The sequence below is a fragment of the Streptomyces sp. NPDC032745 genome, from assembly GCF_055579465.1.
This window is the reverse complement of the sequence record NZ_JBVING010000014.1, coordinates 189,790-214,567: the sequence shown is the minus strand read 5'-3', so window position 1 is coordinate 214,567 and position 24,778 is coordinate 189,790. Positions and strand designations below refer to the sequence as shown.

The following is a 24,778-nucleotide window of genomic DNA, read 5'->3' as shown; positions in this document are numbered from 1 at the left end:
CCCCGCCGATGGAGAAGGACGCCCGCCCCATGGACACCAGCCGCCTGGAACCCAGCCGCCTGCTCGAGCTGCTCGACGACTCCTGCCCGCCCTTCGCCCTGCTGCGCCGCCGGACCCCCGGCCGCGACCACGACACCGTCGAGGTGCTGATCGGCCCGGTCCACGAGGCCGGGCGCCTGGCCGAGCTGCCCGTACGGGAGCTGCCCACCCTCGCCCTCGTGCCGTTCCGCCAGATCCGCGAGCGCGGGTTCGACGTACGCGACGACGGCACGCCGCTGAGCGTGCTGGCCGCCGAGGAGGCGTACGAGGTCCCCCTCGCCGAGGCGCTGGCCGCGCTGCCGGAGCACCCGGTCCGGGTCGAGGGCGGCGGCTTCGACGTGCCCGACGAGGAGTACGCGGCGACCGTCGAGCGGGTGATCCGGGACGAGATCGGCCGCGGCGAGGGCGCGAACTTCGTCATCCGGCGCACGTACGAGGGCCGGATCGAGGGCTTCGGGCGGGCCGACGCGCTCGCGCTGTTCCGGCGGCTGCTGCTGGGCGAGCGCGGCGCGTACTGGACGTACGTCGTGCACACGGGGGACCGGACGCTGGTCGGGGCCAGCCCCGAGGTGCACGTGCGGATGTCCGGCGGCACGGTCGTGATGAATCCGATCAGCGGCACCTACCGCCATCCGGCCGGGGGCCCGACGGCCGAGTCGCTCCTCGCCTTCCTCGGCGACCGCAAGGAGACCGAGGAGCTCTCCATGGTCGTGGACGAGGAGCTGAAGATGATGTGCACGGTCGGCGACCGTGGCGGGGTCGTCGTCGGGCCGCGGCTGAAGGAGATGGCGCACCTCGCGCACACCGAGTACGAGCTGCGCGGCCGCTCCTCGCTGGACGTGCGGGAGGTGCTGCGCGAGACGATGTTCGCGGCGACGGTGACCGGGTCGCCGGTGCAGAACGCCTGCCGGGTGATCGAGCGGTACGAGGCCGGCGGGCGCGGGTACTACGCCGGCGCCCTGGCCCTGCTGGGCGTGGACGCCTCGGGGTCCCAGACGCTGGACTCCCCGATCCTGATCCGGACCGCGGACATCGCGGCGGACGGCACGCTGCGGGTGCCGGTGGGCGCCACGCTGGTCCGGCACTCGGACCCGGCGGGCGAGGTGGCGGAGACGCACGCGAAGGCGGCCGGGGTGCTGGCGGCGCTCGGGGTCCGCCCGGCGGCCCCGCGGCCGGCGTTCGGGGCGACCGGCCTCGCGGCCGACCCCCGGGTCCGGGCGGCCCTCGCGGCGCGCCGCCGGGACCTGGCGCCGTTCTGGCTCCGGATGCAGGACCGGCCCCCGGCCCGGGCCGGCCACGCCCTGGTGGTGGACGGCGAGGACACCTTCACGGCGATGCTGGCCCATGTGCTGCGGGTGACGGGGCTGGAGGTGACGGTACGCCGCTACGACGATCCCGGGCTGCGGGAGACGGCCCTGTCCTGGACCGGCCCGGTCGTCCTGGGCCCGGGGCCGGGTAACCCGGCGGACGCGGCCGACCCGAAGATGCGGATGCTGCGCGGGCTGACGGCGGAACTCCTGGCGGGGCACCGGTCCGGGATCCTGGGCGTCTGCCTCGGGCACGAGCTGCTGGCGGCCGAGCTGGGCCTGCCGCTGATCCGCAAGGCGGAGCCTGCGCAGGGGACGCAGACGCGGATCGACCTCTTCGGCGAGGAGGAGGTGGTGGGCTTCTACAACACGTACACGGCGCACTGCCCCGACGCTGCGGCGGCCCGCCTGTCGGAGCAGGGTGTGGAGGTCTCCCGGGACGCGGTGACGGGGGAGGTCCACGCCCTCCGCGCATCCGCCTTCGCGGGAGTCCAGTTCCACCCGGAATCGATCCTCACCCTCCGAGGCGCCGACCTGCTCCGCGAGCTCCTGGTCGCCGTGACGACGGCCGCGGTCTAGCCGGGTCCGCTGCGCGGGCCTTTCCCCTGGAGGGGCAGGAGCTCCGCGCAGCGGGAGCCGTCAGGCCGGGGTCGGCTTCGTGCGGCGGGACAGGATCGTCCGGACCAGCTGCCAGGTCAGGACCGGGCCCAGTACCGCCATGCCGGCGAGGACCATCGTGAGGTTCCCGAAGGCCAGCGCCAGCGACACCGGCGCGCCCACCGCCGGGTCCGCGAACGCCAGCCACGCGTCCACCCTCTCCCCCGGCCGGGAACGGAGCGCGGGCCGCAGGGCCCGGACGGCGTACACGAGCTGTATCGCGGCAAAGGCCATGAGGATCCAGCGGCCCACGGAAGGTATGTCCACGCGGCCGAATCTAGACCATGCACCCGCGCCGCACAGATGGCTCCGGCCTGAACTCCGGACGAACTCGCGTCACTCGGGGGACAGCGTGTTCTCCGACCTCCGCCCCGCCAGATAGTCCGCCACGTTCCGGACCGTCGTCTCGATGATCTGGCCCACCGCGTCGCGCGTGTAGTACGCCTGGTGCGAGGTGACCACCACGTTCGGGAACGTGATCAGGCGGGCCAGGGTGTCGTCCTCGACGGCCTCCAGGGACTTGTCCAGGAAGAACAGCCCGGCCTCGGCCTCGTACACGTCCAGCCCGACCCCCTCGAAGCGCCCGGACCGCAGCTCGGACACCAGCGCCTCCGAGTCGATCAGCCCGCCGCGGCTGGAGTTCACCAGGATCGCGTCGTCCTTCATCGTCCGCAGCGCGGCCGCGTCGATGAGGTGGTGCGTCGACTCCAGCAGCGGCACGTGCAGGCTGACCAGGTCCGCGGACGTGAGCAGCTCCTGCTTGTCCACGTACTCCATGCCCGGCTCCACGCACGCCGGGTTCTGTACGACGTCCCACCCCACGTACGAGACCCGGCTCACGGTCATGCCGAGCCGCCGGGCGACGTCCAGGTCGATGTTGTTGAAGCCGGTGGACCGCTGGGTGATCATCTTCGTCCCGCCCCCGGCCAGGGTCCGCAGCACGCGCCCGGACCATGGGTCGTTTCGTCACCTTACGGCCGTTACGACCCACAGCCCGCCCGCCCGCTCCGGCTCAGCCGAAGAACACCCCGACCTCCTCGTACAGCGCCGGGTCCACGGTCTTCAGCTTCGCCGTCGCGTCCGCGATCGCGACCCGCACGATGTCCGTCCCCTTCAGCGCGACCATCTTCCCGAAGTCACCGTCGTGCACGGCGTCGATCGCGTGCAGGCCGAACCGCGTCGCCAGCCACCGGTCGAAGGCGCTCGGCGTGCCGCCGCGCTGGATGTGCCCGAGCACCGTGGTCCGGGCCTCCTTGCCGGTCCGCGCCTCGATCTCCTTGGCCAGCCACTCCCCCACGCCCGACAGCCGGACGTGCCCGAACGAGTCGGTGGTGGCGTCCTTCAGCACCATCTCCCCGTCCTTGGGCATGGCTCCCTCGGCGATCACCACGATCGGTGCGTAGCTCGCCTTGAACCGGGAGGTCACCCACGCGCACACCTGGTCCACGTCGAAGCGCTGCTCCGGGATGAGGATGACGTTGGCGCCGCCCGCCAGCCCCGAGTGCAGGGCGATCCAGCCGGCGTGCCGGCCCATCACCTCGACGACGAGCACCCGCATGTGCGACTCGGCCGTGGTGTGCAGGCGGTCGATGGCCTCCGTGGCGATGCCCACCGCCGTGTCGAAGCCGAAGGTGTAGTCCGTGGCCGACAGGTCGTTGTCGATGGTCTTCGGGACGCCGACGCACGGGATGCCGTACTCCCCGTACAGCTTGGCGGCCACGCCCAGGGTGTCCTCGCCGCCGATCGCGACGAGGGCCTCGACCTCGTACTTCGCGAGGTTCTCCTTGATCTGCCGGACCCCGTTCTCCTGCTTGAACGGGTTGGTCCGCGAGGAGCCGAGGATGGTGCCGCCGCGCGGCAGGATGCCGCGGACGGCGGAGATGCCGAGCGGGACGGCGTCCCCCTCGACCGCGCCGCGCCAGCCGTCCTTGAAGCCGATGAACTCGCACCCGTACTCCTGGACGCCCTTGCGGACGACGGCCCGGATGACCGCGTTGAGCCCGGGGCAGTCGCCGCCGCCCGTCAGCACTCCGACCTTCATGGAACTTCCCTTCGCCACAGGGCCCACTGAGCCCGCACGACGGTCACGCTAGTGGTGACTCAGGTCACAGCAAGAGCCTGGGAAGGGTCAATTCCGGTGGAATTACGGGGCGTTGCGTCCCCCCGTTCACTCGTACGAGGACGTAAGTACGACGTACGACACCGCGCGCGTCCCCCGTTACGCGTCGTCGAGGCCGCGCTCTATCGCGTACCGGACGAGCTCCACCCGGTTGTGCAACTGGAGCTTGCCCAGGGTGTTCTGCACGTGGTTCTGCACCGTGCGGTGGGAGATGACGAGGCGCTCCGCGATCTGCTTGTACGAGAGCCCCTTGGCCACCAGCCGCAGCACCTCGGTCTCCCGGTCGGTCAGTTGCGGGGCCTTCGGCTCGTCGGGGGCGGCGGGCGCCGGGTCGGTGGCCAGACGCCGGTACTCGCCGAGCACCAGACCGGCCAGGCCCGGGGTGAACACCGGGTCGCCGGCCGCGGTCCGGCGGACCGCGTCGATCAGCTCCTGGGCGCCCGCGGACTTGAGCAGGTAGCCGGTCGCGCCGGACTTCACCGCTTCCAGGACGTCGGCGTGCTCACCGCTGGCGGACAGGACCAGGACGCGCAGCGCGGGGTTGGCGCCGACGAGCTCCTTGCAGACCTGCACCCCGGGCATGCCCGGCAGGTTGAGGTCGAGGACCAGGACGTGGGGGGCGGCGGGCACGGCCCGGCGGACCGCCTCGGGGCCGTCGCCGGCCGTCGCGACCACGTCGAAGCCCGCGGCGGCCAGGTCGCGGGCGACCGCGTCCCGCCACATCGGATGGTCGTCCACGACCATCACCTTGATCGCGCCGAGCTCGTTCGGCTCGTGGGACGCGTCGGTCTGGCTCACTGGGTTCTCCCCCTAGGTACTTTCAGTTCCACTTCGGTGCCCTGCCCGGGGACGGACACCAGCTCGGCGCTGCCGCCGAGGTCCCGCAGCCGGCCGCGGATGGACAGGGCCACGCCCATCCGGCCCTCGCCCTCGGCCTGGTCGAGCCGGCCCGCCGGGATGCCCGGGCCGTCGTCGCGGACGGTCACGATCACCTCGTCGCCCCAGTCCTCGACCAGGATCCAGGCCTTGGCCCCGTCCCCGGCGTGCTTGCGCACGTTGTCGAGGGCGGCGCCGACCGCGGCGGCCAGCTCCTTCGCCGCGGGCACCGGCAGCAGGACCGGCGTGCCCGGCTCGGCGAAGCTGACCCGGGATCCGGCGTGCGGGGCGAGGAGCGTCCGCAGATCCAGCTCGCCCTCGTCGGCGCCGGGCTCCTCCACCTCGTACGCGTCCACCAGCGCGCCGAGCGACTCGTCGCGGCAGATCCGGGAGGCGGGCACCAGCCCGCTGGAGACCAGGGTGCGCAGCGCCACCTCCTGCTCCCCGGCCATCCTGCCGAGCTCGGCGGCCTCGCCGCCCAGCTCGGTGCCGCGCCGCTGGACCATGGCGAGGACCTGGAGGACCCCGTCGTGGATGTCGCGGGCCAGGCGCTCGCGCTCGCGGGTGGCGGCCTCGATCTCCAGGGCGCGGGCGAGGGTGGCCTCACTGGCCCGGGCGACCTCGACGACGTACCCGATGGCGATGGAGGCCACCCAGACCAGCAGCACGTTGTGCAGGGTGTCGCGGGTGGGATCGCCGCCGTGGACCAGGACGTTGGCCGCGGCCACGAAGGTCGAGGCGAATCCCGCCCAGCGCCAGCCGCCCTTGATCGCGAAGGCGAGGACGGAGCCCGCCGTCCAGATGCTGGGGAGGGTGGGGCCGCCGGCGGCGATCCGCTCGTACGTGTCCGCGACCGGGGTGAGCAGGATCCCGACGAGGGCGACGGTGAGGTCGGCCCCGAGGAACCGCTTGGTGCAGCTGACGGCGTTCGCCACCTTGCGGTGGGTGGCCACGGTCCAGACGGCGAGCACGGCGAGGTAGCCGGCCGCGACCCAGGGGCGGTCGAAGTCCTTGTACGCCGAGGCGAACAGCAGGGCCGCGTAGACCATGGTGATCAGCCGGTAGGCGGTCAGGGCCCGCCACAGCGGCTGCTCGACCGACATGCGCACGACGCGTTCGCGTTTCGCCATCTCCCCCACCCCGTGCGGGCGGTGCCGCCCGTTCTCCCCGCCCTGGTCCGCTGCTCGGCTACTCGGCGCTCTTGCCGGCGCTCTTCTCGGCGGCGGCCTTGGCGGCCTTCTCGGCCTTCTCCGCGTCCGCGATCTGGCGCTTGGCGGCCGTCGCGTAGATGTCGACGTACTCCTGGCCGGACAGCTTCATGATCTCGTACATGACCTCGTCGGTCACCGAGCGCAGGATGAAGCGGTCACTGTCCATGCCCTGGTAGCGGCTGAAGTCCAGCGGCTTGCCGATCCGGATGCCCGGGCGCATCAGCTTCGGGACGACCTTGCCGGGCGGCTGGATCTTCTCCGTGTCGATCATCGCCACGGGGATCACCGGCGCACCGGTGGCCAGGGCCACCCGGGCCAGACCGCCGGGCTTGCCGCGGTAGAGGCGGCCGTCGGGTGAACGTGTGCCCTCGGGGTAGATACCGAACAGCTCTCCGCGCTCGATGACGTCGATGCCGCTCTTGATCGCGGCCTCGCCGGCACCACGCGCACCGGAGCGGTCCACCGGGAGCTGGCCGACGCCCTTGAAGAAGGCGGCCGTCAGCTTGCCCTTGACGCCCGGGGAGGTGAAGTACTCCGCCTTCGCGATGAAGGTGACCTTCCGGTCCAGCACGGCCGGCAGGAAGAAGGAGTCGGAGAACGACAGGTGGTTGCTCGCGAGGATCGCCGGCCCCTCGGCGGGAATGTTCTCGAGGCCCTCCACCCACGGCCTGAAGGCGAGCTTCAGGGAACCCCCGATGGAGAACTTCATTGCGCCGTAGATCAACTCGAAAGCCTTCCTGTGTCTGTCGAACAGACCATATCCCCTGGCTCGGGCGAGAGCGGTCGACGACCCTGGTCGGTGTCATCCCCGTCGCGTACGGTGAAGTCACACAGCGCTACGCACCCCCCACCCGTCGAAGGAGACCCTGGTGCCCGTCCTCCCTGGAGCTGAGCCGTTCCGCCACGAGGGCGGAGAGGTCGGCGTCCTCCTCTGCCACGGCTTCACCGGTTCCCCGCAGTCGCTGCGTCCGTGGGCCGAGTATCTCGCCGGGCAGGGCCTGACGGTGTCGCTGCCGCTGCTGCCCGGGCACGGGACGCGGTGGCAGGACATGCAGCTCACGGGCTGGCAGGACTGGTACGCGGAGGTCGACCGCGCGCTGCGGGAGCTGCTGGACCGGTGCACGCAGGTGTTCGTCTTCGGCCTGTCCATGGGCGGGGCGCTGAGCCTGCGGCTGGCGGCCAAGCACGGGGACGCGATCAGCGGGCTCGTGCTCGTCAACCCGGCCAACAAGGTGCACGACCCGCTGGCCGTCGCCCTCCCGGTGGCCAAGCACTTCATCCGCTCGACCCCGGGCATCGCGAGCGACATCGCGAAGCCGGGCTCGGACGAGGTCGGGTACGACCGGGTCCCGACCCGGGCCGCCCACTCGCTGCGGAAGTTCCTGCAGATGCTGGACACCGAGCTGCCGCAGGTGACGCAGCCGGTGCTGCTGCTGCACAGCCCGCAGGACCATGTCGTACCGCCGGTCGACTCGGCGCGGATCCTCGCGCGGATCTCGTCGACGGACGTCACCGAGACGCTGCTGGAACAGAGCTACCACGTGGCGACGTTGGACTACGACGCGGAGCAGATCTTCGCGGACAGTTATGCGTTCGTCGGGCGGCTCGCGGAGAGCGTCGGCAGGGAGGGGGCGGCCAGCGGTGGCTGAGCACGAGGAGTCCCCGGGGGGTGTCCCCCCGCTGGACGAGGAGGCGGCCTGGGCGGCGATCGTCGCCGGGTACGGGCAGGAGCCGCCGGACCCGCCGGGGTCGAGACCGTTCCGGCCGATCGAGAACCTGATGCTGCCGGAGGAGGACGTGGAGCCGGCTCCCGAGCCTGCGGCGGACAAGGAACCCCCGGCTCCGGCGCTGGGCAGCTCGGTGGTGTTCGCCCCGGGCGTGGGCGTGAGCGGTCCCGATACCGATACCGATACCGGGACCGGGACCGGGCCCCGGGACCACACGCCGGCGGAGCCGGACGAGAAGGACGAGGGCCACTTCGTCCCTCCGGAGCCGGAGCTCCCGCCGGCGGACACGACGGCGAAGTTCGCGTGGCTGGCGGTGGTGGGCGGGCCGGTGCTGCTGCTGGTGGCCGTGCTGCTGCAGTGGGACATGACCTGGTGGCTCACGACGCTCGGCATCGGCGGCTTCCTCGGCGGCTTCGCCACGCTGGTGGCGCGGATGTCGCAGGGCGACGACGAGGACGACGACCCGGGCCGCGGCGCGGTGGTGTAGGCCGCGGACCCGGACGCTCCCCCAGACTCCGTCCGGGGGTACCCCCACGCTCAAGCGCCGGCGGGGCCGGGTTTCCGGCGCGCGCCGGGCTGTGGGGCCGGGAGGCGGAGGGCGGCCAGGACCGGGAGGTGGTCCGTGGCCGCCTGGAGGTCGTCCTTCCTGACGCCTGGCAGAGCGGTCGGGACGCCGCAGGTCAGGACCTCCACACCCGGCGTCGCGAAGATCGCGTCGATCCGCCTCGGCGGGCCGGAGCGGACGAAGGTGTGCTCGCCGCCCCAGGGGGACACCGTCCAGCAGTCCTGGAGGGCGGTGGAGAGGCGGCGGAACGCCGGGCCGGACGGCGTCTCGTTGATGTCGCCCGCCACGATGGCGTACGGGGCGTCCGTGGCCGCGAGGCGGTCCAGGAGGAGGTCGGCCTGCGCCCGGCGTTCCGGCCCGTCCAGCGACAGGTGCGCGCTCAGCACCGCCACCCGCGCGGCCCCGAACCGGACCACCGCCGTGGCGAAGCCCCGCCGGTGCAGGCCCGGGGTCAGCGGGAGCAGGACGTCCTGCGTCCGCTCCACGAAGGCCCGTAGGGAGCAGAGCAGGAGCGGGCCCGCGGCGGTCGCGCCGCCGCTCAGCACCACCAGGTCCGTCTTCGCAGCCAGCCGCGCCGCGTGCTTGCGCCAGCGGAAGAACCTCGGCGCCTCCTGGATGAACACCAGGTCGGGGGCGCAGGCGCGGATCACCCGGGCCAGCGCATCCTCGTCGTCCCGCATCGAGCGGATGTTGTAGCTGAGGGCTCGGATCACCGCGGAACCGTCGGGTTCCGTCACAGAGTTCGGCAGCATAGCCAGAACATAGCCAGACTGCCCGCCCCGCCCCAGGGGGGCGCGGCGGGCAGTGCGGACAACAGACGCGGTGTCAGCCCTGGCGGGCCAGGTCCGCCGCGCCGACGAGGCCGGCCTTGCCGCCCAGCTGCGCGGCCAGCACCTGCGCGTGCGGGCGCCACGCGCCGCCGACCAGCCAGCGCTTGAAGGACTTGCGGATCGGGTCGAGGACGAGGTCGCCCTCGTCCGAGACCCCGCCGCCGACGATGAACGCCGACGGGTCGAAGAGGGACGCCAGGTCCGCCAGCCCGGCGCCCGCCCAGCGGGCCAGCTCGCGGAAGGCGTCGATGGCCACCAGGTCACCGGCGCGCGCGGCCTCGCTGATGTGCTTGCCCTCGATGCCGTCGGCGGTGCCGTCACCGAGCGCGAGCAGGGCCACCGCGTTCTCGGGGGTGGCGTTGGCGCGCTGCTTGGCGTACCGGACGAGCGCGCGCCCGGAGGCGTACTGCTCCCAGCAGCCCTGGCTCCCGCACCCGCACAGCAGGCCGTCCGGGACCACCCGGATGTGCCCGAACTCGGCGGCCACGCCGAAGCGTCCGCGGCGCAGCTTGTTGCCGATGATGATGCCGCCGCCCAGGCCCGTGCCGAGCGTGATGCAGATGACGTCGTCGTGGCCCTGGCCCGCACCGAAGCGGTACTCGCCCCAGGCGGCGCAGTTCGCGTCGTTCTCGACGACGACCGGCAGGCCGATGCGCTGCTCGACCTTGTCCTTGAGCGGCTCGTGCCGCCAGTTGATGTTCGGCGCGAAGAGCACGGTCGCACGCTTGTCGTCCACGTAACCGGCGGCGCCGATGCCGACGGCCTCGATGGTGTGGCTGCTGCTGACTTCGGACACTGCGGCGCAGATCGCGTCCGTCACTCCGTCCGCGGTCGGCGGGGTGGGCACCTTGTACGTCTCAAGGATGGTGCCCTCTTCGTCGACCACGCCGGCCGCGATCTTCGTGCCGCCGATGTCGACGCCGATGGTGAGTCCCATTAGTCCCTCGGTTTCCGGTCAAACCCCGCCACGGCCAACGGTACCCGAGGGCGGCATGGTCTCAGTCGAGATCGATCCGCTGCGTCGGACCGCTGCCGCCCTCGTCGCGGGGGTCGGAACGGTCGCCGGAGGGACGGTCGCCCGAGGGGTGGTCGCCGGAGGGGCCGTCCGGGCCCGCGCCCGCCGCGGGCTCGTCGCGGGTCCAGCGCCGCTCGTGGCCCTCGACGGCCGAGCGGTACGCGGCGAGCAGCTCGGAGCCGGCGGCCGCGAGGTGGTCGAAGACCTCGGGGTTGCGCTCGACGACGGGCTTGGCGGCGGCCTTCGCCTGGTTGACGAACTGGCGTACCGCACCCTGGGCGGCGGCGCCGAGCAGCGGGTTGTTCAGCCCGGAGACCTTGTCGGCGACGGCCTCGAACAGCTTGAAGAGCTCCTCGGCGGCGGTCCCCGTGCCGGCGTCGGTGCCGCCCTGCCGGGCCCTGCGGCGCTCCTGCTCCGCGGCGAGGTCCTCGGCGCAGGCCTTGGCCCAGGCGTCGTCGTCGGTGGGACGGTCGGTGGCCTCGCTCATGGCGGACTCTCCTGCGGCAGCTGCTGGGCGTGCGGTACGTACTACCTTCGACGTTACCCGAACGGGGGTACGCGGTTCAGGGCCTGCGGGGCCAGAGCCCCGGGTCCGGCGTGAAGCGGATGCGGAGCTCCCCGTCGGCGAGGGCGGCGCCGGAGACCGTGCAGCGGCGCAGCGCCGAGGGCAGCGGAACGATCCTGCGGTACGGGCCGGCCGCGAGCAGCAGCTCGTCGCCGCGCCGGACCAGGTCGAGGTCGCGCTTGTGGGCGCCGGGCAGCGGCACCACCCAGACGAGTACCCCGTCCTCGGCGCGGCGGTCCTCGACCACCCAGGCCCGGCGCTCCCGGGCCGCGTCCCGGGCCCTGTCCCCGGCCTCCCCGGAGACCGCCGGAACGAGCCCCTCCGCCCCGGTGAGCCCGGCCAGGTCCTCCGGCCCCTGGGGGTCGTGCCCGAGGTGCCCCAGCGGCAGCACGGGCACGTCCCCGGCCGGCCCGGCCCCGGCCCACTGGGCGGCGTACTTCTCCTGCTGGGCGGCGAGCCCGGCCAGCCAGGGGTCGGGAGAGCCCTGCGGCACCATCCGGTTGGCGACGATCCCGTCGACCGGCAGCTGCTCGAGGGCGAGGCCGAGCAGCCCGGTCCGCAGCGCGGCGTCGGCGCCCGGTCCCGGCTCGGCGACCACCCGCAGCGAGGTGTCGGCGGCCTCCACGACGGCCTGGACGGCCGCGAGCTCCTCGTCCCAGCGCGCGGCGGCCTCGTACAGCCACTGCGCGGGCATGGGCACGCCGGCCAGCTGGGCCAGTACGGGCCGCAGGGCGCGGGCCGCCTGCCGCTCGGCCGGGAGCAGCCGGGCCAGATAGCGGCGCAGCTGGGCGGGGAGGGCGAGGGTGGCCACGGCCTGGTGGAGCGGAGGCATGTCGACGACGACGAGGTCGGTGCCGGGTGCGGCCGCGGCCCGGCGCAGGGCGCGCAGCAGGGCGAACTGCTCGGCGCCGGGCAGCTCGGTGAGCTCCTCGGCCCCGAGCGGGCGGGCCCCGACCATGCCGAGCAGGGCGGATCCGCGCTCCTGGAGGGCGACGAGCTCCTCGCGGAACTCCTCGCCGGAGTCCACGCGGGCCGCGAGGACCCCTCCGGCGGGTACGGCCGTCAGCCCCGGCGCGGCTTCGACGGGCCGGCCCGTGGGCTCCCCGAGCAGTGCGGACAGGGGATTGCCGGGGTCGCCGGAGAGCAGCAGCACCCGCTGCCCGGCCCGTGCGGCGGCGACGGCGGTGGCCGCGGCCACGGTGGTGCGGCCGGCCCCGCCGGGGCCGGTGATCAGCAGGATGTGCATGGATCAGGCCGATTCGACGCGCTTCTTCAGGCCGGCCAGAGCGCGGTCGATGATGACCTTCTCGGCCTTGCGCTTGATCATGCCGAGCATCGGGATCTTGACGTCCACGGTCAGCTGGTAGGTGACCTCGGTGCGCTTTCCGCCGTCCAGCGGGGCGAGCCGGTACGAGCCGTCGAGCTGGCGCAGCATCTGCGACTTGTCCAGGGTCCAGCTCACCTCGTCCGTACCCTTCCAGGTGTAGGCGAGGGTGTGGTCGTCCTTGATCGCGCCCGCGTCCAGCAGCAGCCGGACCTTCTCGGCGCGGCCCTCGGCGTCGGTGGCCAGTACCTCGGCCTCCTTCACCTCGCCGGTCCACTCGGGATAGCGGGCGAAGTCGGCGATCACGGCCATGACGTCGGCCGGCGCCGCCTCGATCGTGATGCTCGAGCTGGTGTGTTCGGCCATGGCGGTCGCCCCTCCAGGGATTGTTCGAGGAAGTGTGCGGCCTGCGGCCGCCGCGTGCAGGCTACCGTGCGTGCGGAGGTCGCCACTCCAGGGCCCGGGGCTCACCGCTCGGGGGCCGGGAGGTCACCACTCCAGCGCCCAGGGCCTTCCGGTGGCGGCGAAATGCCCGACGTTCACGCATTCCGTGCCGCCGATCCGCATGCGCCGGGCCATCGGCTGGTGCACGTGTCCGAACAGCGCGTACCGCGGGCGGGTCCGCCGGATCGCCGCGAGCAGGGCCTCGCTGCCGCGTTCGAACCGGCGCGCGACCGTGTCGTAGCAGAGCTCGGGGACCTCCGGCGGGATGTGCGAGCAGAGCACGTCCACCTCGCCGAGCGCCTCGACCTTGGCGGCGTACTCCTCCTCGTCCACCTCGTACGGGGTGCGCATCGGGGAGGGCAGTCCGCCGCCGACGAAGCCGAAGACGAGGCCGCCGATCTCCACCCGCTGCCCGTCGAGGACGGTGGTGCCGGGACCGGCGTACTCGGGCCACAGACCCGGGATGTCGACATTGCCGTAGGTGGCGTACGTGGGCTGCGGGAACGCGGCGAACATCTCGGCGTACTGGCGGCGCACGGCGCCCTCGATCAGCTGTTCCCGGTCGAGTCCCGCCCACAGCCGCCGCCCGAAGTCGCGGGCCTCGTCGAAGCGGCGCGCCGTGCGCAGCTCCACGATCCGGTCGGCGTTCTCGACGCCGAACAGGTCGGGGAAGATGCCGCGCGAGTGGTCGGCGTAGTCGAGGAAGAGCACGAGGTCGCCGAGGCAGATCAGTGCGTCGGCGCCGTCACCGGCGCGGGCGAGCGCTTCGGCGTTGCCGTGGACGTCGCTGACGACATGGACCCGCGTGCTGCTTTTCCTGCCACCCATGCGCCCCACCCTAGGGGCGGCCCGGGGGCGGCCGGTAGTGCGGGGGTCACAGGCTGCCTACCTGCGGTTACTTCCGAGTCGCAAACGGGGTCGACTACTGTCGGCATGGCACGGCCGCGGCTGTGACGCACGGAACATCTGGCCGGTTCCCTCTATCCGGAACCCACTACCGGTGGGTAACGTCCGGTCGGTCCACATGGTGGCGATGGCGCCCAGAGGAGCAGCAGTCTTGCGCGAGTTCAGCCTTCCGGCCCTGTACGAGGTCCCGTCGGACGGGAACCTGACGGATCTCATCCGCCGCAATGCCGCGCAGCATCCCGACACCGCCGTCATGGCCCGCAAGGTCGGCGGCCAGTGGCAGGACGTGTCCGCGACCGAGTTCCTCGCCGAGGTGCGCGCCGCCGCAAAGGGCCTGATCGCGGCCGGCATCCAGCCCGGCGACCGCGTCGCGCTGATCTCCCGCACCCGCTACGAGTGGGTGCTCTTCGACTTTGCGATCTGGAGCGCGGGCGCCGTCACCGTCCCCGTGTACGAGACCAGCTCGCCCGAGCAGATCCAGTGGATCCTCGGCGACTCCGGCGCGGTCGCCGTGGTCGTGGAGAGCCCGGGTCACAACGCGGCCGTGGCCTCGCTGCGCGACCGGCTGCCGGAGCTGCGCGAGGTCTGGGAGATCGAGCAGGGCGCGCTGGCGACGCTGCAGGCCGCCGGCGCGGACGTGACGGACGAGGAGGTCGACCGGCGCAGCTCGCTGGCGAACGCCGACGACCCGGCCACCATCGTCTACACCTCGGGCACCACCGGCCGCCCCAAGGGCTGTGTGCTGACCCACCGCAACTTCTTCGCCGAGTGCGGCAACGTGGTGGAGCGCCTGAGCCCGCTGTTCCGCACCGGCGAGTGCTCCGTGCTGCTCTTCCTGCCGGCCGCGCACGTCTTCGGGCGCCTGGTGGAGGTGGCGGCCGTCCTGGCGCCGATCCGCCTGGGCTGCGTACCGGACATCAAGAACCTCACCGACGAGCTGCAGTCCTTCCGGCCCACGCTGATCCTCGGTGTGCCGCGCGTCTTCGAGAAGGTCTTCAACTCGGCGCGCGCCAAGGCCCAGGCCGACGGCAAGGGCAAGATCTTCGACGCGGCCGCCGAGACGGCGATCGCGTACAGCCGGGCGCTGGACACCCCGGGCGGCCCGTCCTTCGGCCTGAAGCTGAAGCACAAGCTGTTCTCCAAGCTGGTCTACAGCAAGCTCCACACGGTCCTCGGCGGGCGCGGCGAGTACGCGATCTCCGGCGGGGCCCCGCTGGGCGAGCGGCTCGGCCACTTCTTCCGCGGCATCGGCTTCACCGTCCTGGAGGGCTACGGCCTGACGGAGTCGTGTGCGGCCACGGCCTTCAACCCGTGGGACCGCACGAAGATCGGTACGGTCGGCCAGCCGCTGCCGGGCTCCGTGGTGCGGATCGCCGACGACGGCGAGGTACTGCTGCACGGCGAGCACGTGTTCAACGGGTACTGGAAGAACGAGGCCGCGACCGCCGAGGCGCTGACCGACGGCTGGTTCCACACCGGCGACGTCGGCACCCTCGACGAGGACGGCTACCTCGCGATCACCGGGCGCAAGAAGGAGCTCATCGTCACGGCGGGCGGCAAGAACGTCGCGCCCGCGGTGATCGAGGACCGGATCCGCGCGCACGCGCTGGTCGCGGAGTGCATGGTGGTCGGCGACGCGAGGCCGTTCGTGGCCGCGCTGGTCACGATCGACGAGGAGTTCCTCGGCCGCTGGGCCGCGGAGCACGGCAAGCCGGCCGGGGTCACGGCGGCGGAGCTGCGCGAGGACGCGGACCTCATCGCCGCCGTCCAGAAGGCCGTGGACGACGGCAACGCGGCGGTTTCCAAGGCGGAATCGGTGCGGAAATTCCGCATTCTGCCCTCCCAGTTCACGGAGGAGTCGGGTCACATCACGCCTTCGCTGAAGCTGAAGCGGAATGTGGTGGCGAAGGACTTCGCGGACGAGATCGAGGCCCTGTACCGCGGCTGAGGCCGTCTGCGGTCAGCGCGGGTCCTCTGCCAGGATCCGCGCCATGTTCCGCTCGGCGAGCGCGGTGATGGTGACGAACGGGTTCACCCCGAGCGAGCCCGGGATCAGGGAGCTGTCGACGACGTACAGCCCCTGGTGGCCCTTGGCGCGGCCGTAGTTGTCGGTCGCGTCGCCGAGGACGCAGCCGCCGAGCGGGTGGTACGTGAAGTTGTCGGCGAAGTTCCTGTTGTCGCCGAACAGGTCGTACCGGTAGATCGTGAAATTGGCCCGGTTGATGCGGTCGAAGAGGTTCTTGGCGGCCTGGACCGACGGGGTGTTCTGGTCGCGGCGCCAGTTGAGCCGCGCCGAGTCGGTGGCCGCGTCGTACGTGAAGTGGCCGCGCTCGGGGTTCTTGGTGATGGCCAGGTACATCGAGATCCAGTGCTCGAAGCCCATGGGCAGCGGGGCGATCTCCGCGAACACCGGGTTGGCGGCGTTGTCCCAGTCGTCGATCCCCAGGGCGGGCATGGTGGCCTGGTTGCAGCCGACGGTGTCCCACAGGTGGTTGGCGCGGGCGGTCATGATGTTGCCGTTGTGGCCCCAGCCGAGCCCGACCTTCTCGCTGAGCGCGGGCAGGGTGCCCCGCTCCCGGGCGCGGAGCAGGATCTCGGTGGTGCCGAGGCTGCCGGCGCCGAGGAAGAGCTGTTTGCAGCCGAGTTCCCTGACCTGGGTGACCCTTCCCGTCAGATCGCTGCTCTGGACGGTGAGCACGTAGCCGCCGGCCGGGTCCTGGCGCACGCCGACGACGCGCTGCATGGTCTCGATGGTGACGTTGCCGGTGCCGATCGCGGCCGCGAGGTAGGTCTTGTCGACGCTCTTCTTGCCGTGGTTGTTGCCGTAGATGACCTCGCCGGCGAGGGCGGAGCGGGTGGCGGTGCCGGCGGCCTCGCGCTGCATGTACGAGAAGTCGTACACGTTGGGCACGAAGGTGGTCCGCAGGCCGGTGTTCTGGGCGTGCCTGCGGGAGATCCGGGCGAACCGGTACCACTCCGTGGACTCGAACCAGCCCGGGTCGATGTCGTTGACCCCGAGCATGGCGCGGGCGCGGGGGTAGTACGTGCCGTACATCTCGTCGGCGTCGACCTGGGGCAGCACCTCGGAGAAGTACGAGCGCCGGGGCGTCGGGGCCATGCCGCCGTTGACGAGGGATCCGCCGCCGACGCCGCGGCCGACGTACACGGACATGTCGCCGTGGTTCACGCGGTCCAGGACACCGGGGTAGGGGCTGATGTCGCGGTTGACGACGTCGAGCCAGAGGAACTGGGCGAGCGGGGCCTCGGTACGGGTGCGGAACCACATGGAGCGCTGGTCGGGGGCGGAGGTGGAGGGGAAGACCTTGCCGTCCGGGCCGGGGGTGTTCCAGAGCCGGCCCATCTCGAGGACGACGGTCCGTACGCCGGCCTGCCCGAGCCGGAGGGCGGCCACGGCCGAGCCGTAGCCCGAGCCCACGACGATGGCGGGGGCGTACTGCGCGGCGGCGGGCTCGGCGGCCGCGGCCGATTGCAGGCCTATGCGGGTGAAGCCGAGGGCGGCGGCGGTCTGGAGGGCGCCGATACCCAGGAAGTGACGGCGCGTCAGCTGAGGTGTCATGGCCGCATCATGGGCGGAATCAGGCCGTCCACCCAGAGGCGGTGTTGACAGACTTCTGAGGAACAGTCAGATGTGGCGGAGGATCACGGACCCGGACCCGGACCCGGGGCCGGGGCCGGGGTCGGGGTCCGTACGCGGCCCCGGCCTCACACCTGTTCGGTCGGCAGGACCACCATCTCCGTCACCGCGACCCGCCGCGGCCGCGTGACGCCGTACGCGATCGCGTCCGCGATGTCCTGCGCCTCCAGCCGCTCGATGCCCCCGAACATCTGCTCCAGCGCCTGCTGCATCTCCGGGGAGTTGTGCCCGCGCAACTCGGTGTCCACGGCGCCGGGCTCGACGACGCAGACCCGCACGTGCTGCGGCGCCAGCTCCTGGCGCAGGGCTTCGCTGAAGGCGACCACGCCGAATTTCGTGGCGCAGTACGCCGTGGCCGTGGCCGCGGCCCGGCGGCCCGCCAGAGAGGACACGTTGACGATGTCGGCCACCTTCCGGGGGCCGTCCCCGGCGGCGCTGACGAGGTGCGGCAGGGCCGCGTGGGTGGTGTGCATCAGGGCGGTCAGGTTGATGTCCACCGTGCGCTTCCAGTCGGCGAGGGGCGACTCGGCGGCGTACCCGAGGAGCATCAGGCCCGCGTTGTTGACCAGGATGTCGAGGCGCCCGAGCTCCTTGGCCGTGCGCTCGACCACGCGCGCGGCCTCGGCCTCGTCGGCGATGTCGGCGGGCAGCACGAGCGCGGTGCCGCCGCCGGCCTCGATCTGGGCCGCCAGTTCCGTGAGCCGCTCCGCGCGCCGTGCGGTGAGCGCGACGGCGGCGCCCTTTCCGGCGAGGGTCAGGGCGGCCGCCCGGCCGATCCCGCTCGAAGCGCCGGTCACCAGGGCCACGGTGCCGCGCAGCACGTCGTCCATCGTCCTCACCACTCCTCACCGGCGCGCCGCGGTCGGGCACGTCCGCAGACATGCCGCCAGTGTCCGTCGGCACGGGCACGGCCGTGCCGCCGACGCGCCCGGGTCGGTCAGAGCAGCTCGCGCAGGCGGTCGGCCAGCAGGTCCCAGCGCCACTTCTCCTCGACCCAGGCGCGGCCCCGCTCGCCCATGCGGCGGCGCAGCTCCGGGTCCTGCAGCAGCGCGATCACGCGGTCCGCCGCGTCCTCGGGGACGCCGCCCCGGACCACCCAGCCCGTCTCGCCCTCCAGTACCGCGTCCGGCGCCCCGCCCGAGTCGCCCGCGACCACCGGCAGGCCCGTCGCCGAGGCCTCCAGGTAGACGATGCCGAGGCCCTCCACGTCCAGTCCGCCCCGCCGGGTCCGGCACGGCATCGCGAAGACGTCCCCGGCGCCGTAGTGGGCGGGCAGCTCGGCCCATGGGACCGCGCCCGTGAAGACCACCGAGTCCGCGACCCCGGCCGAGACGGCCAGCGCCCGCAGGTCCGCCTCGTACGGGCCCCCGCCGACCACCAGCAGCACGGCGTCCGGCACCGCGGCCAGGATCCGCGGCATCGCCCCGATCAGCGTGTCCTGCCCCTTGCGGGGGACCAGCCGCGAGACGCAGACCACCACGGGCCGGTCCGACAGCCCCAGCCGGGCCCGGATCTCGTCGCCGCCCGACCCGGGGTGGAAGGTCTTCTCGTCCACCCCCGGCGGGAGTTGCACCATCCGCGCCGCAGCCCGGTCCGTCAGCGCCGAGGCGATCCGCGAGCGCGTGTACTCGCCCAGGTACGTCAGGGTGTCCGTGCCCTCGCCGATCCGGCGCAGCAGCTGCCGCGCCGCCGGCAGCTGCGCCCAGCCCGCCTCGTGCCCGTGGGTGGTCGCCACGATCCGCTTCGCCCCGGCGCGGCGCAGCGCCGGCCCCATCAGCCCCAGCGGGGCCGCCGCCCCGAACCACACCGACTCGCAGCCGTGTTCGCGCAGCAGCCCGACCGCCTGCCGGGTCACCCGCGGGGTCGGCAGCAGCATCGTCGTACGGTCGCGCACGACCTGGAACGGCTGCTCGGCGTCGAAGGCCGCGGTGGCCTCGCGGCCCTCCGCACCGTGCTTCCAGGTGGAGGCGTAGACGACGATCCGGTCGGGATCCAGCCGCAGCGCCATGTTGTGCAGGAAGGCCTGGATACCGCCGGGCCGCGGCGGGAAGTCATTGGTCACGATCAGCGTCTTGTGCATCGCCTGCCGACAGTACCGGACGGCCCCGCGCGGCCCGCCCGGCGCGGGCCGGGCTACGACTGGCCCAGCTCCTGGCGGAGGCTCGCCTGCCAGGCCTGCGTCAGGCCGGGCAGATCGCCGCCGGTCGTTTCCTCCAGGGCCGTCGCCAGGGGCCCCCGGCCTGCCAGGTCGTAGAGGCGGACCAGCGTGGCGTCGCCCCACTTGGCCGCGATCAGGCGGCAGGCCAGCCATGCGCCCTCGTACGCGCGGGCCAGTGCCTCCGGGTCGCCGCCGAAGGCGAACGCCCCGTCGGCGGGGAGCGCGGCCGGCAGCTCGCCGCGGCGGACCGCCCGGGCCAGTGCCGGCGCGGCCTGCTGCGGGGTGGCGGCGCCGCCGCGGTACGCCGCCCAGTCCGCGAAGCCCTCCGAGAGCCACAGCGGGGTCCGGGCGGAGGTCGCGGCGCGGGTGGCCACGTGGGTGACCTCGTGGGTCAGGACGACGCCGCGGCCCGCCGCGCCGAGCTCCGCCCAGCCCTCCGGGTTGACGACGACCCGGTCGGCGGGGGCCGCGGCGGCGCCCACCCGGCCCGTGGTGACGGCCCCCATGTCCCGGTACTCGGCGGCCGGCCGCCCCAGCAGCTCCGCCATCCGCTCCAGCGAGCCGGGCACCAGCACCACCACCCGGCCCGCCCAGGGCCCCGGCCAGGCGGCGCTCGCCGCGGGCACCGCCCGGTCCGCCTCCGCCGCGATCGCGGACAGGGTCTGCGGGGACTGCCCGACGCCGAGCACCAGCGCGTGCGCGCCCCGGACCACCTCCACCTGGCCCTGGTCCCACAGCTGCGGCGGGGCGCCCGGCGCGGGACGGTCCCCGGTGACCCGCCACCGTCCGCCGCCGCCGCTCAGCCGCACCTCGCGCGCCGACCCGGCCGGGGCCGTGTCGTAGCCGGTGAGCCGGTAGTGCAGTTCCGCCCGGGCCGTGGCCTGCTCGCCGTCGCGCCGGACCGCGGAGACCTCGTACGCCCATCCCTCCAGCGGGATCCCGGCGAGCTGCGCCGGCGGCGTCCGCGACCAGGCGGCGACGGCCTCCCGGATGTCCCGCTCGGCGGTGTCGCGCCCACTGGGCGCAGCGGGCGCCCCGCACCCCGCGAGCAGCGCGCTCAGCAGGAGCGGCAGTGCGCGTACGAGGAGCCGACGGACCGGGGACATCCGACGATCGTACGCACGGCCCGCGTCAGGGCCGGGTCACCGAGGACACCGGCATCATCCCGACCGGGTCGTACCGCACCCGCGCCCCCGGGTACGGGGCGTGCACCACCTGCCCGTTCCCGACGTACATGCCGACGTGGCTGGCGTCCGAGCGGTACGTGACCAGGTCGCCGGGCTGCGCCTGTGAGAGCGGGACCCGGCGGCCCGCGTACCGCTGGGCCTGCGAGGTGCGCGGCAGCGAGACGCCCGCCTGCCGGTACGACCACACCATCAGCCCGGAGCAGTCGAACCCGGAGGGCCCGGTGGAGCCCCAGATGTACGGGCGGCCGACCGCGGCCCGGGCCGCCATCACGGCGGTCGCGGCGCGGCCCGAGGAGGGGCCGAGCGAGTTCGGTTCGGGCAGCCCTCCGGGGCGCTGGCCCGAGCGCGAGGCCCGCTCGAATTCGGCCCGCTCCTGCGAGGGCATGGCGCCCAGGAGCCGGCGGGCCGCGGCGAGCTTGGCGATGACGGCACGCTTCTGGCGGGCCACGTCGGCGCGTACGGCGTCGAGTTCGGCGAGCTTCTGCGAGGCCTCGTGGCGCTGCTGGCCCAGCCGGCGCTGCTCCTTGCGCAGTTCGTCGAGCCGACGGGCCTGCCGGTCGGTCAGCCGGCCGAGTTGGGAGGCCTTGTCGAGGTACTCGTCCGGGTCCTCGGAGAGCATCAGCTCGACTGCGGGGTCGATGCCGCCGGAGCGGTACTGGGCTCCGGCGAAGGCGCCGAGAACGCCGCGCATGGTGTTGATGCGGTCCTGGCCGCGGGCCAGCGCGTCCTGGGCCCGGTCGATCTCGGTGCGCAGCCGGTCGGCCCGCTCGCCCGCCCGGTTGTAGCGCTCGGTGGCCTGTTCGGCCTCCTCGAAGAGCCGGTCGACCTGGGCGCGGGCGCCGGACGGCGGCTCCTGCGGCTGGGCCGGGGCCGCGCTCGCCGCCCCGCCCGCCAGGGCTGCCGCGGCGGTGGCCGCGGCGGCGGTGAGGACGGTGACCTTGGTGTTCCGGTCGAGACTGCCGCGCCCGGGCCGGCGATGGGACGCCACGAGGAACCGCTCCCTTCCGCTGCGCGGGACCGGGTCCGCCCCCCGTGGACGGCCGTGTGCCGGGTTCCGCGCTGGCAGACAGTAGCCGCGCGGCCACACACCGGCCAACGACCGCCGGAGGGCACACACAGTGACGCCCCGCCTCAGACGCAGGTCACCGGCGGGGCGTGTGGTCACAGCGGGGCCGCGGAATTCGCCCGGATGGGCGGTGTACGGCGCGTCCCGCGAGGGAGTCCCCCGAGGGGGACCCGGGAGCGTCAGCCGATGCGGACGCCGAACTGGAACGGCATGTTGCCGATGGCCTCGTACTTGACGCCGCCGCGCGGGTTCGAGGCGTGCAGGACCATCCCGTTGCCCGCGTACAGGCCGACGTGGTGCAGGTCCGAGTAGAAGAACACCAGGTCGCCGGGCTGCAGCTGGCTCTGGCCGATGCGCGTGCCGTCGTTGGCCTGGGTGTAGGTGGTGCGCGTGATGCTGACGCCGGCCTGCTTGTAGGCCCACTGGGTCAGCCCCGAGCAGTCGTACGCGCTCGGGCCGGTGGCCCCGGAGACGTACGCGCTGCCCAGCTTGGTCTTGGCGGCCGCCAGGGCGGCGCCGGCGCGGCCCGAGGCCTTGACGTTGCCGAGGTCGGCGCGGTCGCTGGCGCCGCGGCTGGCGCGGGTGTCCTCGTCCTTGAGGGAGGCGCGCTCCTGAGCGGTCAGGGTGTTGAGGAGGGTCTGGGCCTCGGCGAGCTTGTCCTGCGAGGCCTTCTTCTTCTCGCCGAGCTCCTTGCGGGTGGCGTCGAGGTCCGCGAGCTTGCCGGAGGCCTCCTGGCGCTGCTGCGCGAGCGCGCGCTGCTTGGCCTGGATCTTCTGGACCGCTTCGACCTGCTTGCCGCTCAACTGCTCCAGGGTGGAGGCCTTGTCGAGGTAGGTCTCGGGGTCGCCGGAGAGGAAGAGGGCGACGGACTGGTCCATGCCGCCGGTGCGGTACTGGGCGCTCGCCATCGAACCCAGCGTGGTGCGCAGCTGGTTGAGCTCGTCCTGGCCGCGGGCGACCTGGTCCTGGAGCTGGCCTATCTCCTTCTCGAGCTTCTCCTGGCGCTCCTTGGCCCCGTTGAACTTCTCGGTGGCCTGCTCCGCCTCTTCGTAGAGGGCGTCGACCTTGGCCTTGACCTCGTCCTTGCTCGGCTGGGCCGGGGCGGCGGAGGCGCCGTGTGCGGAGAGGGCGACGGCCGCGGCGGCCGTGGCGGTGAGCACGGTCACACGAGTGCGGGTCGGCTGCTTGGGTCGACGGTGGGACGCCACGAAGGCGAGCTCCTTCTTCCTCGAGCCGCCGAAGGAACGCAACTCGGCGACACCTTCGCTGCCACCCCGAATGAGTGATCTACCGCACGAAGGTTTGACCAGACCCTAGTGACCCGGCTGTGATCAGTTCAAATCCTGTCGAGAAAAAAATCGCTTGCCGACCAGGTTCTTTACCTACAGCCCACGCTCCGTGCAGGGCACTTGACGGTACGTTCCCTCTCGGCCATGCCAAATCGGGCATTCCGTCAACGAGTTACGAAACGCGCGAAAGCCGCTTCAGCAACAAAGCGGACGTCACCGGCCGGGCGCCGGCCTTCGCCACGCCGTCGGCCACCTCGCGGTCCGTGGAGACCACGACCACGGGCCGGCCGGGGGGCTCCGCGCGCACCAGCTGGCGGATCAGCTCGTCCGCCGTCACGCCGGGCTTCGAGAACAGCACCCGTACCCCGCGCGGCGGCGCGAGCAGCACCGGGGCCGCCAGTTCCGCGCCGTCGAAGACACAGGTCATCTCCGCGCCGGTCTGCGCGGCCAGCATCGACAGCCCGCCCAGCAGCCGCAGCCGCTGCTTCTCCAGCGGCATCGTCGGATAGCCGGTCTTCGTCACGTTGTAGCCGTCGACCACCAGATGGGCCTGGGGCAGCGCCAGCAACTGGTCCAGCAGCGCCGGATCGGTCTCCGACAGGGCCCGCGCCGCGATGTCCTTCGGGGTCATCCGGCCCGGCTCCACCGCGTCCACGGTGTCGGCCGGCCTCGTCGACACCGGCGGCAGCGCCAGCTCGCGGCGCAGCCCCTGGGCCGCGTCCAGCACGGTGTCCAGCAGCAGCCGCAGTCGCATGTCCTCGACGCTGCGGCCCTCGCGGGTGGCCCGGCGCGAGGTCTCCAGCGCCGCCTCGACCTCTGCGAGGCGGGACTTGAGCCGCCGGGTCTCGCTCTCGGCGGCGGCCACGTGTGCGGCCGCCTCGCCCCGGATCCCGTCGATCTCGGCGGTGACCTTGCGCAGGGCCGCCTCGCCGCGCTTCACATCGCTCTGGGCGCTGCGCAGTTTGCGCTGAAGCGATTCCGCTTCCTTGCGCGCCGCGTCCAGCTCGGCCCGCACCTGCTCGCCGCCGAGGCGCTGCAGGTCCCGCGCGTGGGCCAGTTCCTCGCGGAGCCGGTCCAGTTCGCGCCGGGTCTCCTCGCCGACCCGCTCGGCGTCGGCGCGCTGCGCCTCCTCGCCGGCGGCGGCCACCAGCTTCACCCAGCCGACCGGCCGCAGCACGTACGCGGCGGCCGCCACGTCCAGCGGATCCGCGGCGGCGGGCGGCGCACCGGACTCCAGCGCACCGGCCAGCTCGGCCTGCGCCTCGCGCAGCTTCTCGGCGACGCGCCCCCTGAAGACGGCGTCCGCCTCCACGGCCGCGGCCATGGCGTTGCCCGCGAACTTGGCGCGCCGGGTCGGGGTGAACCGGGCGTACTGGCGCAACTGCGCCGGGAGGTCCGCGACCGTCAGTCCGCCGAAGGCGTCCGAGACGAGCGCGACGACCCGGCGCCGCACGCCTTCCGGCAGCGGGCGGTCGAGCACCTCCGCGGCGTCGCCGGCCGCGTCGGCCGGCTCAGCGCCGCTTGCTGGCTCCACAATCCGTCACCCCTACCGTGATCTACCTGTGGGCCCGGCTCCGTCAGGAGTCCGCGCCCGGCCTGTCCACGAGCTCGATCTGGTCCACCGCGTTGCACCACCGGCAGCGGACCGACTCGATGGTCTCATTGACCACCTCGCGTTCCTCGACCTTGGGCTCCCCGGCAAGATCCAGGTGGACGTACTCCACGACCTTCGACGAACGAGTGACGTCGAAACGCGTGAGGTTGCCGCACAGCGTGCAGCGCCACCGGGTGGTGTCGGTCGGCAGGGGAACCGTCATCAGGCCGCTCTCTCCTTCGTA

Annotated in this window: 23 protein-coding genes and 1 pseudogene; 4 read left to right on the top strand and 20 right to left on the bottom strand. The window is 73.2% G+C overall.

All coding sequences use genetic code 11. The features are described from left to right. Positions 1 to 29: 29 nt before the first annotated feature. Positions 30 to 1,925 carry an anthranilate synthase family protein gene (locus ACZ5WG_RS30780; protein ID WP_468727479.1) on the top strand — a complete coding sequence of 632 codons (1,896 nt, stop codon included), beginning with the start codon at positions 30 to 32 and terminating at the stop codon, positions 1,923 to 1,925. A 60-nt stretch (positions 1,926 to 1,985) separates the two neighbouring features. Here the strand turns inward: ACZ5WG_RS30780 and ACZ5WG_RS30775 are convergent, their stop codons facing one another. From ACZ5WG_RS30775 to ACZ5WG_RS30750, 6 genes and pseudogenes are all read right to left on the bottom strand, one after another. Then, positions 1,986 to 2,270 (bottom strand): hypothetical protein, encoded by a 285-nt coding sequence (locus tag ACZ5WG_RS30775; RefSeq protein ID WP_468727477.1) that lies wholly within the window; start codon positions 2,268 to 2,270, stop codon positions 1,986 to 1,988. Between the two features lie 69 nt (positions 2,271 to 2,339). After that, positions 2,340 to 2,966, bottom strand: a pseudogene (locus ACZ5WG_RS30770) (NAD(P)-dependent oxidoreductase); the annotation flags it as partial. 49 nt (positions 2,967 to 3,015) lie between these two features. Next, positions 3,016 to 4,044 carry a 6-phosphofructokinase gene (locus tag ACZ5WG_RS30765; protein ID WP_468727476.1) on the bottom strand — a complete coding sequence of 343 codons (1,029 nt, stop codon included), beginning with the start codon at positions 4,042 to 4,044 and terminating at the stop codon, positions 3,016 to 3,018. 177 nt (positions 4,045 to 4,221) lie between these two features. Further along, positions 4,222 to 4,866 (bottom strand): response regulator, encoded by a 645-nt coding sequence (locus ACZ5WG_RS30760; RefSeq protein WP_048480546.1) that lies wholly within the window; start codon positions 4,864 to 4,866, stop codon positions 4,222 to 4,224. A gap of 50 nt (positions 4,867 to 4,916) precedes the next feature. Beyond that, positions 4,917 to 6,128 carry a MacS family sensor histidine kinase gene (macS, locus tag ACZ5WG_RS30755; RefSeq protein WP_468727474.1) on the bottom strand — a complete coding sequence of 404 codons (1,212 nt, stop codon included), beginning with the start codon at positions 6,126 to 6,128 and terminating at the stop codon, positions 4,917 to 4,919. Between the two features lie 58 nt (positions 6,129 to 6,186). After that, the gene (locus tag ACZ5WG_RS30750) at positions 6,187 to 6,918 is read right to left on the bottom strand and encodes a lysophospholipid acyltransferase family protein (RefSeq protein ID WP_468727550.1); all 732 of its coding nucleotides are present in this window, start codon (positions 6,916 to 6,918) and stop codon (positions 6,187 to 6,189) included. Positions 6,919 to 7,078: 160 nt separating this feature from the next. Here ACZ5WG_RS30750 and ACZ5WG_RS30745 point away from each other — a divergent pair, with 160 nt between their 5' ends. Then, positions 7,079 to 7,858 carry an alpha/beta hydrolase gene (locus tag ACZ5WG_RS30745; RefSeq protein WP_327362986.1) on the top strand — a complete coding sequence of 260 codons (780 nt, stop codon included), beginning with the start codon at positions 7,079 to 7,081 and terminating at the stop codon, positions 7,856 to 7,858. Further along, positions 7,851 to 8,423: a hypothetical protein gene (locus tag ACZ5WG_RS30740; RefSeq protein WP_468727473.1), complete on the top strand. Its 573-nt coding sequence runs from the start codon at positions 7,851 to 7,853 to the stop codon at positions 8,421 to 8,423. The genes ACZ5WG_RS30745 and ACZ5WG_RS30740 overlap by 8 nt, the downstream gene beginning before the upstream one ends. A gap of 50 nt (positions 8,424 to 8,473) precedes the next feature. Here ACZ5WG_RS30740 and ACZ5WG_RS30735 read toward each other — a convergent pair whose 3' ends face one another. The 6 genes from ACZ5WG_RS30735 to ACZ5WG_RS30710 all read right to left on the bottom strand — a co-directional run bounded on the left by ACZ5WG_RS30735 (position 8,474) and on the right by ACZ5WG_RS30710 (position 13,507). Next, complete coding sequence (locus tag ACZ5WG_RS30735) at positions 8,474 to 9,253, bottom strand: endonuclease/exonuclease/phosphatase family protein (protein ID WP_468727471.1); 780 nt, start codon at positions 9,251 to 9,253, stop codon at positions 8,474 to 8,476. A 73-nt stretch (positions 9,254 to 9,326) separates the two neighbouring features. Beyond that, positions 9,327 to 10,268 (bottom strand): ROK family glucokinase, encoded by a 942-nt coding sequence (locus tag ACZ5WG_RS30730; RefSeq protein WP_383508055.1) that lies wholly within the window; start codon positions 10,266 to 10,268, stop codon positions 9,327 to 9,329. 61 nt (positions 10,269 to 10,329) lie between these two features. Next, positions 10,330 to 10,833: a DUF5304 domain-containing protein gene (locus ACZ5WG_RS30725; protein WP_468727469.1), complete on the bottom strand. Its 504-nt coding sequence runs from the start codon at positions 10,831 to 10,833 to the stop codon at positions 10,330 to 10,332. Positions 10,834 to 10,909: 76 nt separating this feature from the next. After that, a complete protein-coding gene (locus tag ACZ5WG_RS30720; RefSeq protein ID WP_468727468.1) occupies positions 10,910 to 12,157 on the bottom strand; it encodes an ArsA family ATPase in 1,248 nt (415 codons plus the stop codon). A gap of 3 nt (positions 12,158 to 12,160) precedes the next feature. Then, positions 12,161 to 12,601 (bottom strand): SRPBCC family protein, encoded by a 441-nt coding sequence (locus ACZ5WG_RS30715; protein WP_468727466.1) that lies wholly within the window; start codon positions 12,599 to 12,601, stop codon positions 12,161 to 12,163. A 123-nt stretch (positions 12,602 to 12,724) separates the two neighbouring features. Continuing rightward, complete coding sequence (locus tag ACZ5WG_RS30710) at positions 12,725 to 13,507, bottom strand: metallophosphoesterase family protein (RefSeq protein WP_468727465.1); 783 nt, start codon at positions 13,505 to 13,507, stop codon at positions 12,725 to 12,727. A 229-nt stretch (positions 13,508 to 13,736) separates the two neighbouring features. Here ACZ5WG_RS30710 and ACZ5WG_RS30705 point away from each other — a divergent pair, with 229 nt between their 5' ends. Beyond that, positions 13,737 to 15,533 carry an AMP-dependent synthetase/ligase gene (locus tag ACZ5WG_RS30705; RefSeq protein ID WP_468727464.1) on the top strand — a complete coding sequence of 599 codons (1,797 nt, stop codon included), beginning with the start codon at positions 13,737 to 13,739 and terminating at the stop codon, positions 15,531 to 15,533. A gap of 12 nt (positions 15,534 to 15,545) precedes the next feature. On the opposite strand, the gene ACZ5WG_RS30700 is transcribed toward ACZ5WG_RS30705, so the two are convergent. From ACZ5WG_RS30700 to ACZ5WG_RS30665, 8 genes are all read right to left on the bottom strand, one after another. Beyond that, entirely contained in the window at positions 15,546 to 17,162 is a 1,617-nt protein-coding gene (locus tag ACZ5WG_RS30700; protein WP_468727462.1) for a GMC oxidoreductase, read from the bottom strand. A gap of 146 nt (positions 17,163 to 17,308) precedes the next feature. Beyond that, positions 17,309 to 18,070: an SDR family NAD(P)-dependent oxidoreductase gene (locus ACZ5WG_RS30695; protein WP_468727461.1), complete on the bottom strand. Its 762-nt coding sequence runs from the start codon at positions 18,068 to 18,070 to the stop codon at positions 17,309 to 17,311. 107 nt (positions 18,071 to 18,177) lie between these two features. After that, entirely contained in the window at positions 18,178 to 19,320 is a 1,143-nt protein-coding gene (locus ACZ5WG_RS30690; protein ID WP_468727460.1) for a glycosyltransferase family 4 protein, read from the bottom strand. Between the two features lie 53 nt (positions 19,321 to 19,373). Then, positions 19,374 to 20,504 carry a hypothetical protein gene (locus ACZ5WG_RS30685; RefSeq protein ID WP_468727459.1) on the bottom strand — a complete coding sequence of 377 codons (1,131 nt, stop codon included), beginning with the start codon at positions 20,502 to 20,504 and terminating at the stop codon, positions 19,374 to 19,376. 25 nt (positions 20,505 to 20,529) lie between these two features. After that, entirely contained in the window at positions 20,530 to 21,573 is a 1,044-nt protein-coding gene (locus ACZ5WG_RS30680; protein WP_468727458.1) for a C40 family peptidase, read from the bottom strand. Between the two features lie 257 nt (positions 21,574 to 21,830). Next, positions 21,831 to 22,859, bottom strand: coding sequence for a C40 family peptidase (locus ACZ5WG_RS30675; protein WP_468727548.1), 1,029 nt, complete (start codon positions 22,857 to 22,859; stop codon positions 21,831 to 21,833). A 253-nt stretch (positions 22,860 to 23,112) separates the two neighbouring features. Next, positions 23,113 to 24,477, bottom strand: a complete 1,365-nt coding sequence (locus tag ACZ5WG_RS30670; RefSeq protein WP_468727546.1) for an NYN domain-containing protein — start codon at positions 24,475 to 24,477, stop codon at positions 23,113 to 23,115. Positions 24,478 to 24,517: 40 nt separating this feature from the next. Then, on the bottom strand, positions 24,518 to 24,757 hold the full coding sequence (locus tag ACZ5WG_RS30665; protein ID WP_008738811.1) for a hypothetical protein: 240 nt from the start codon (positions 24,755 to 24,757) through the stop codon (positions 24,518 to 24,520). Positions 24,758 to 24,778 lie beyond the last annotated feature (21 nt).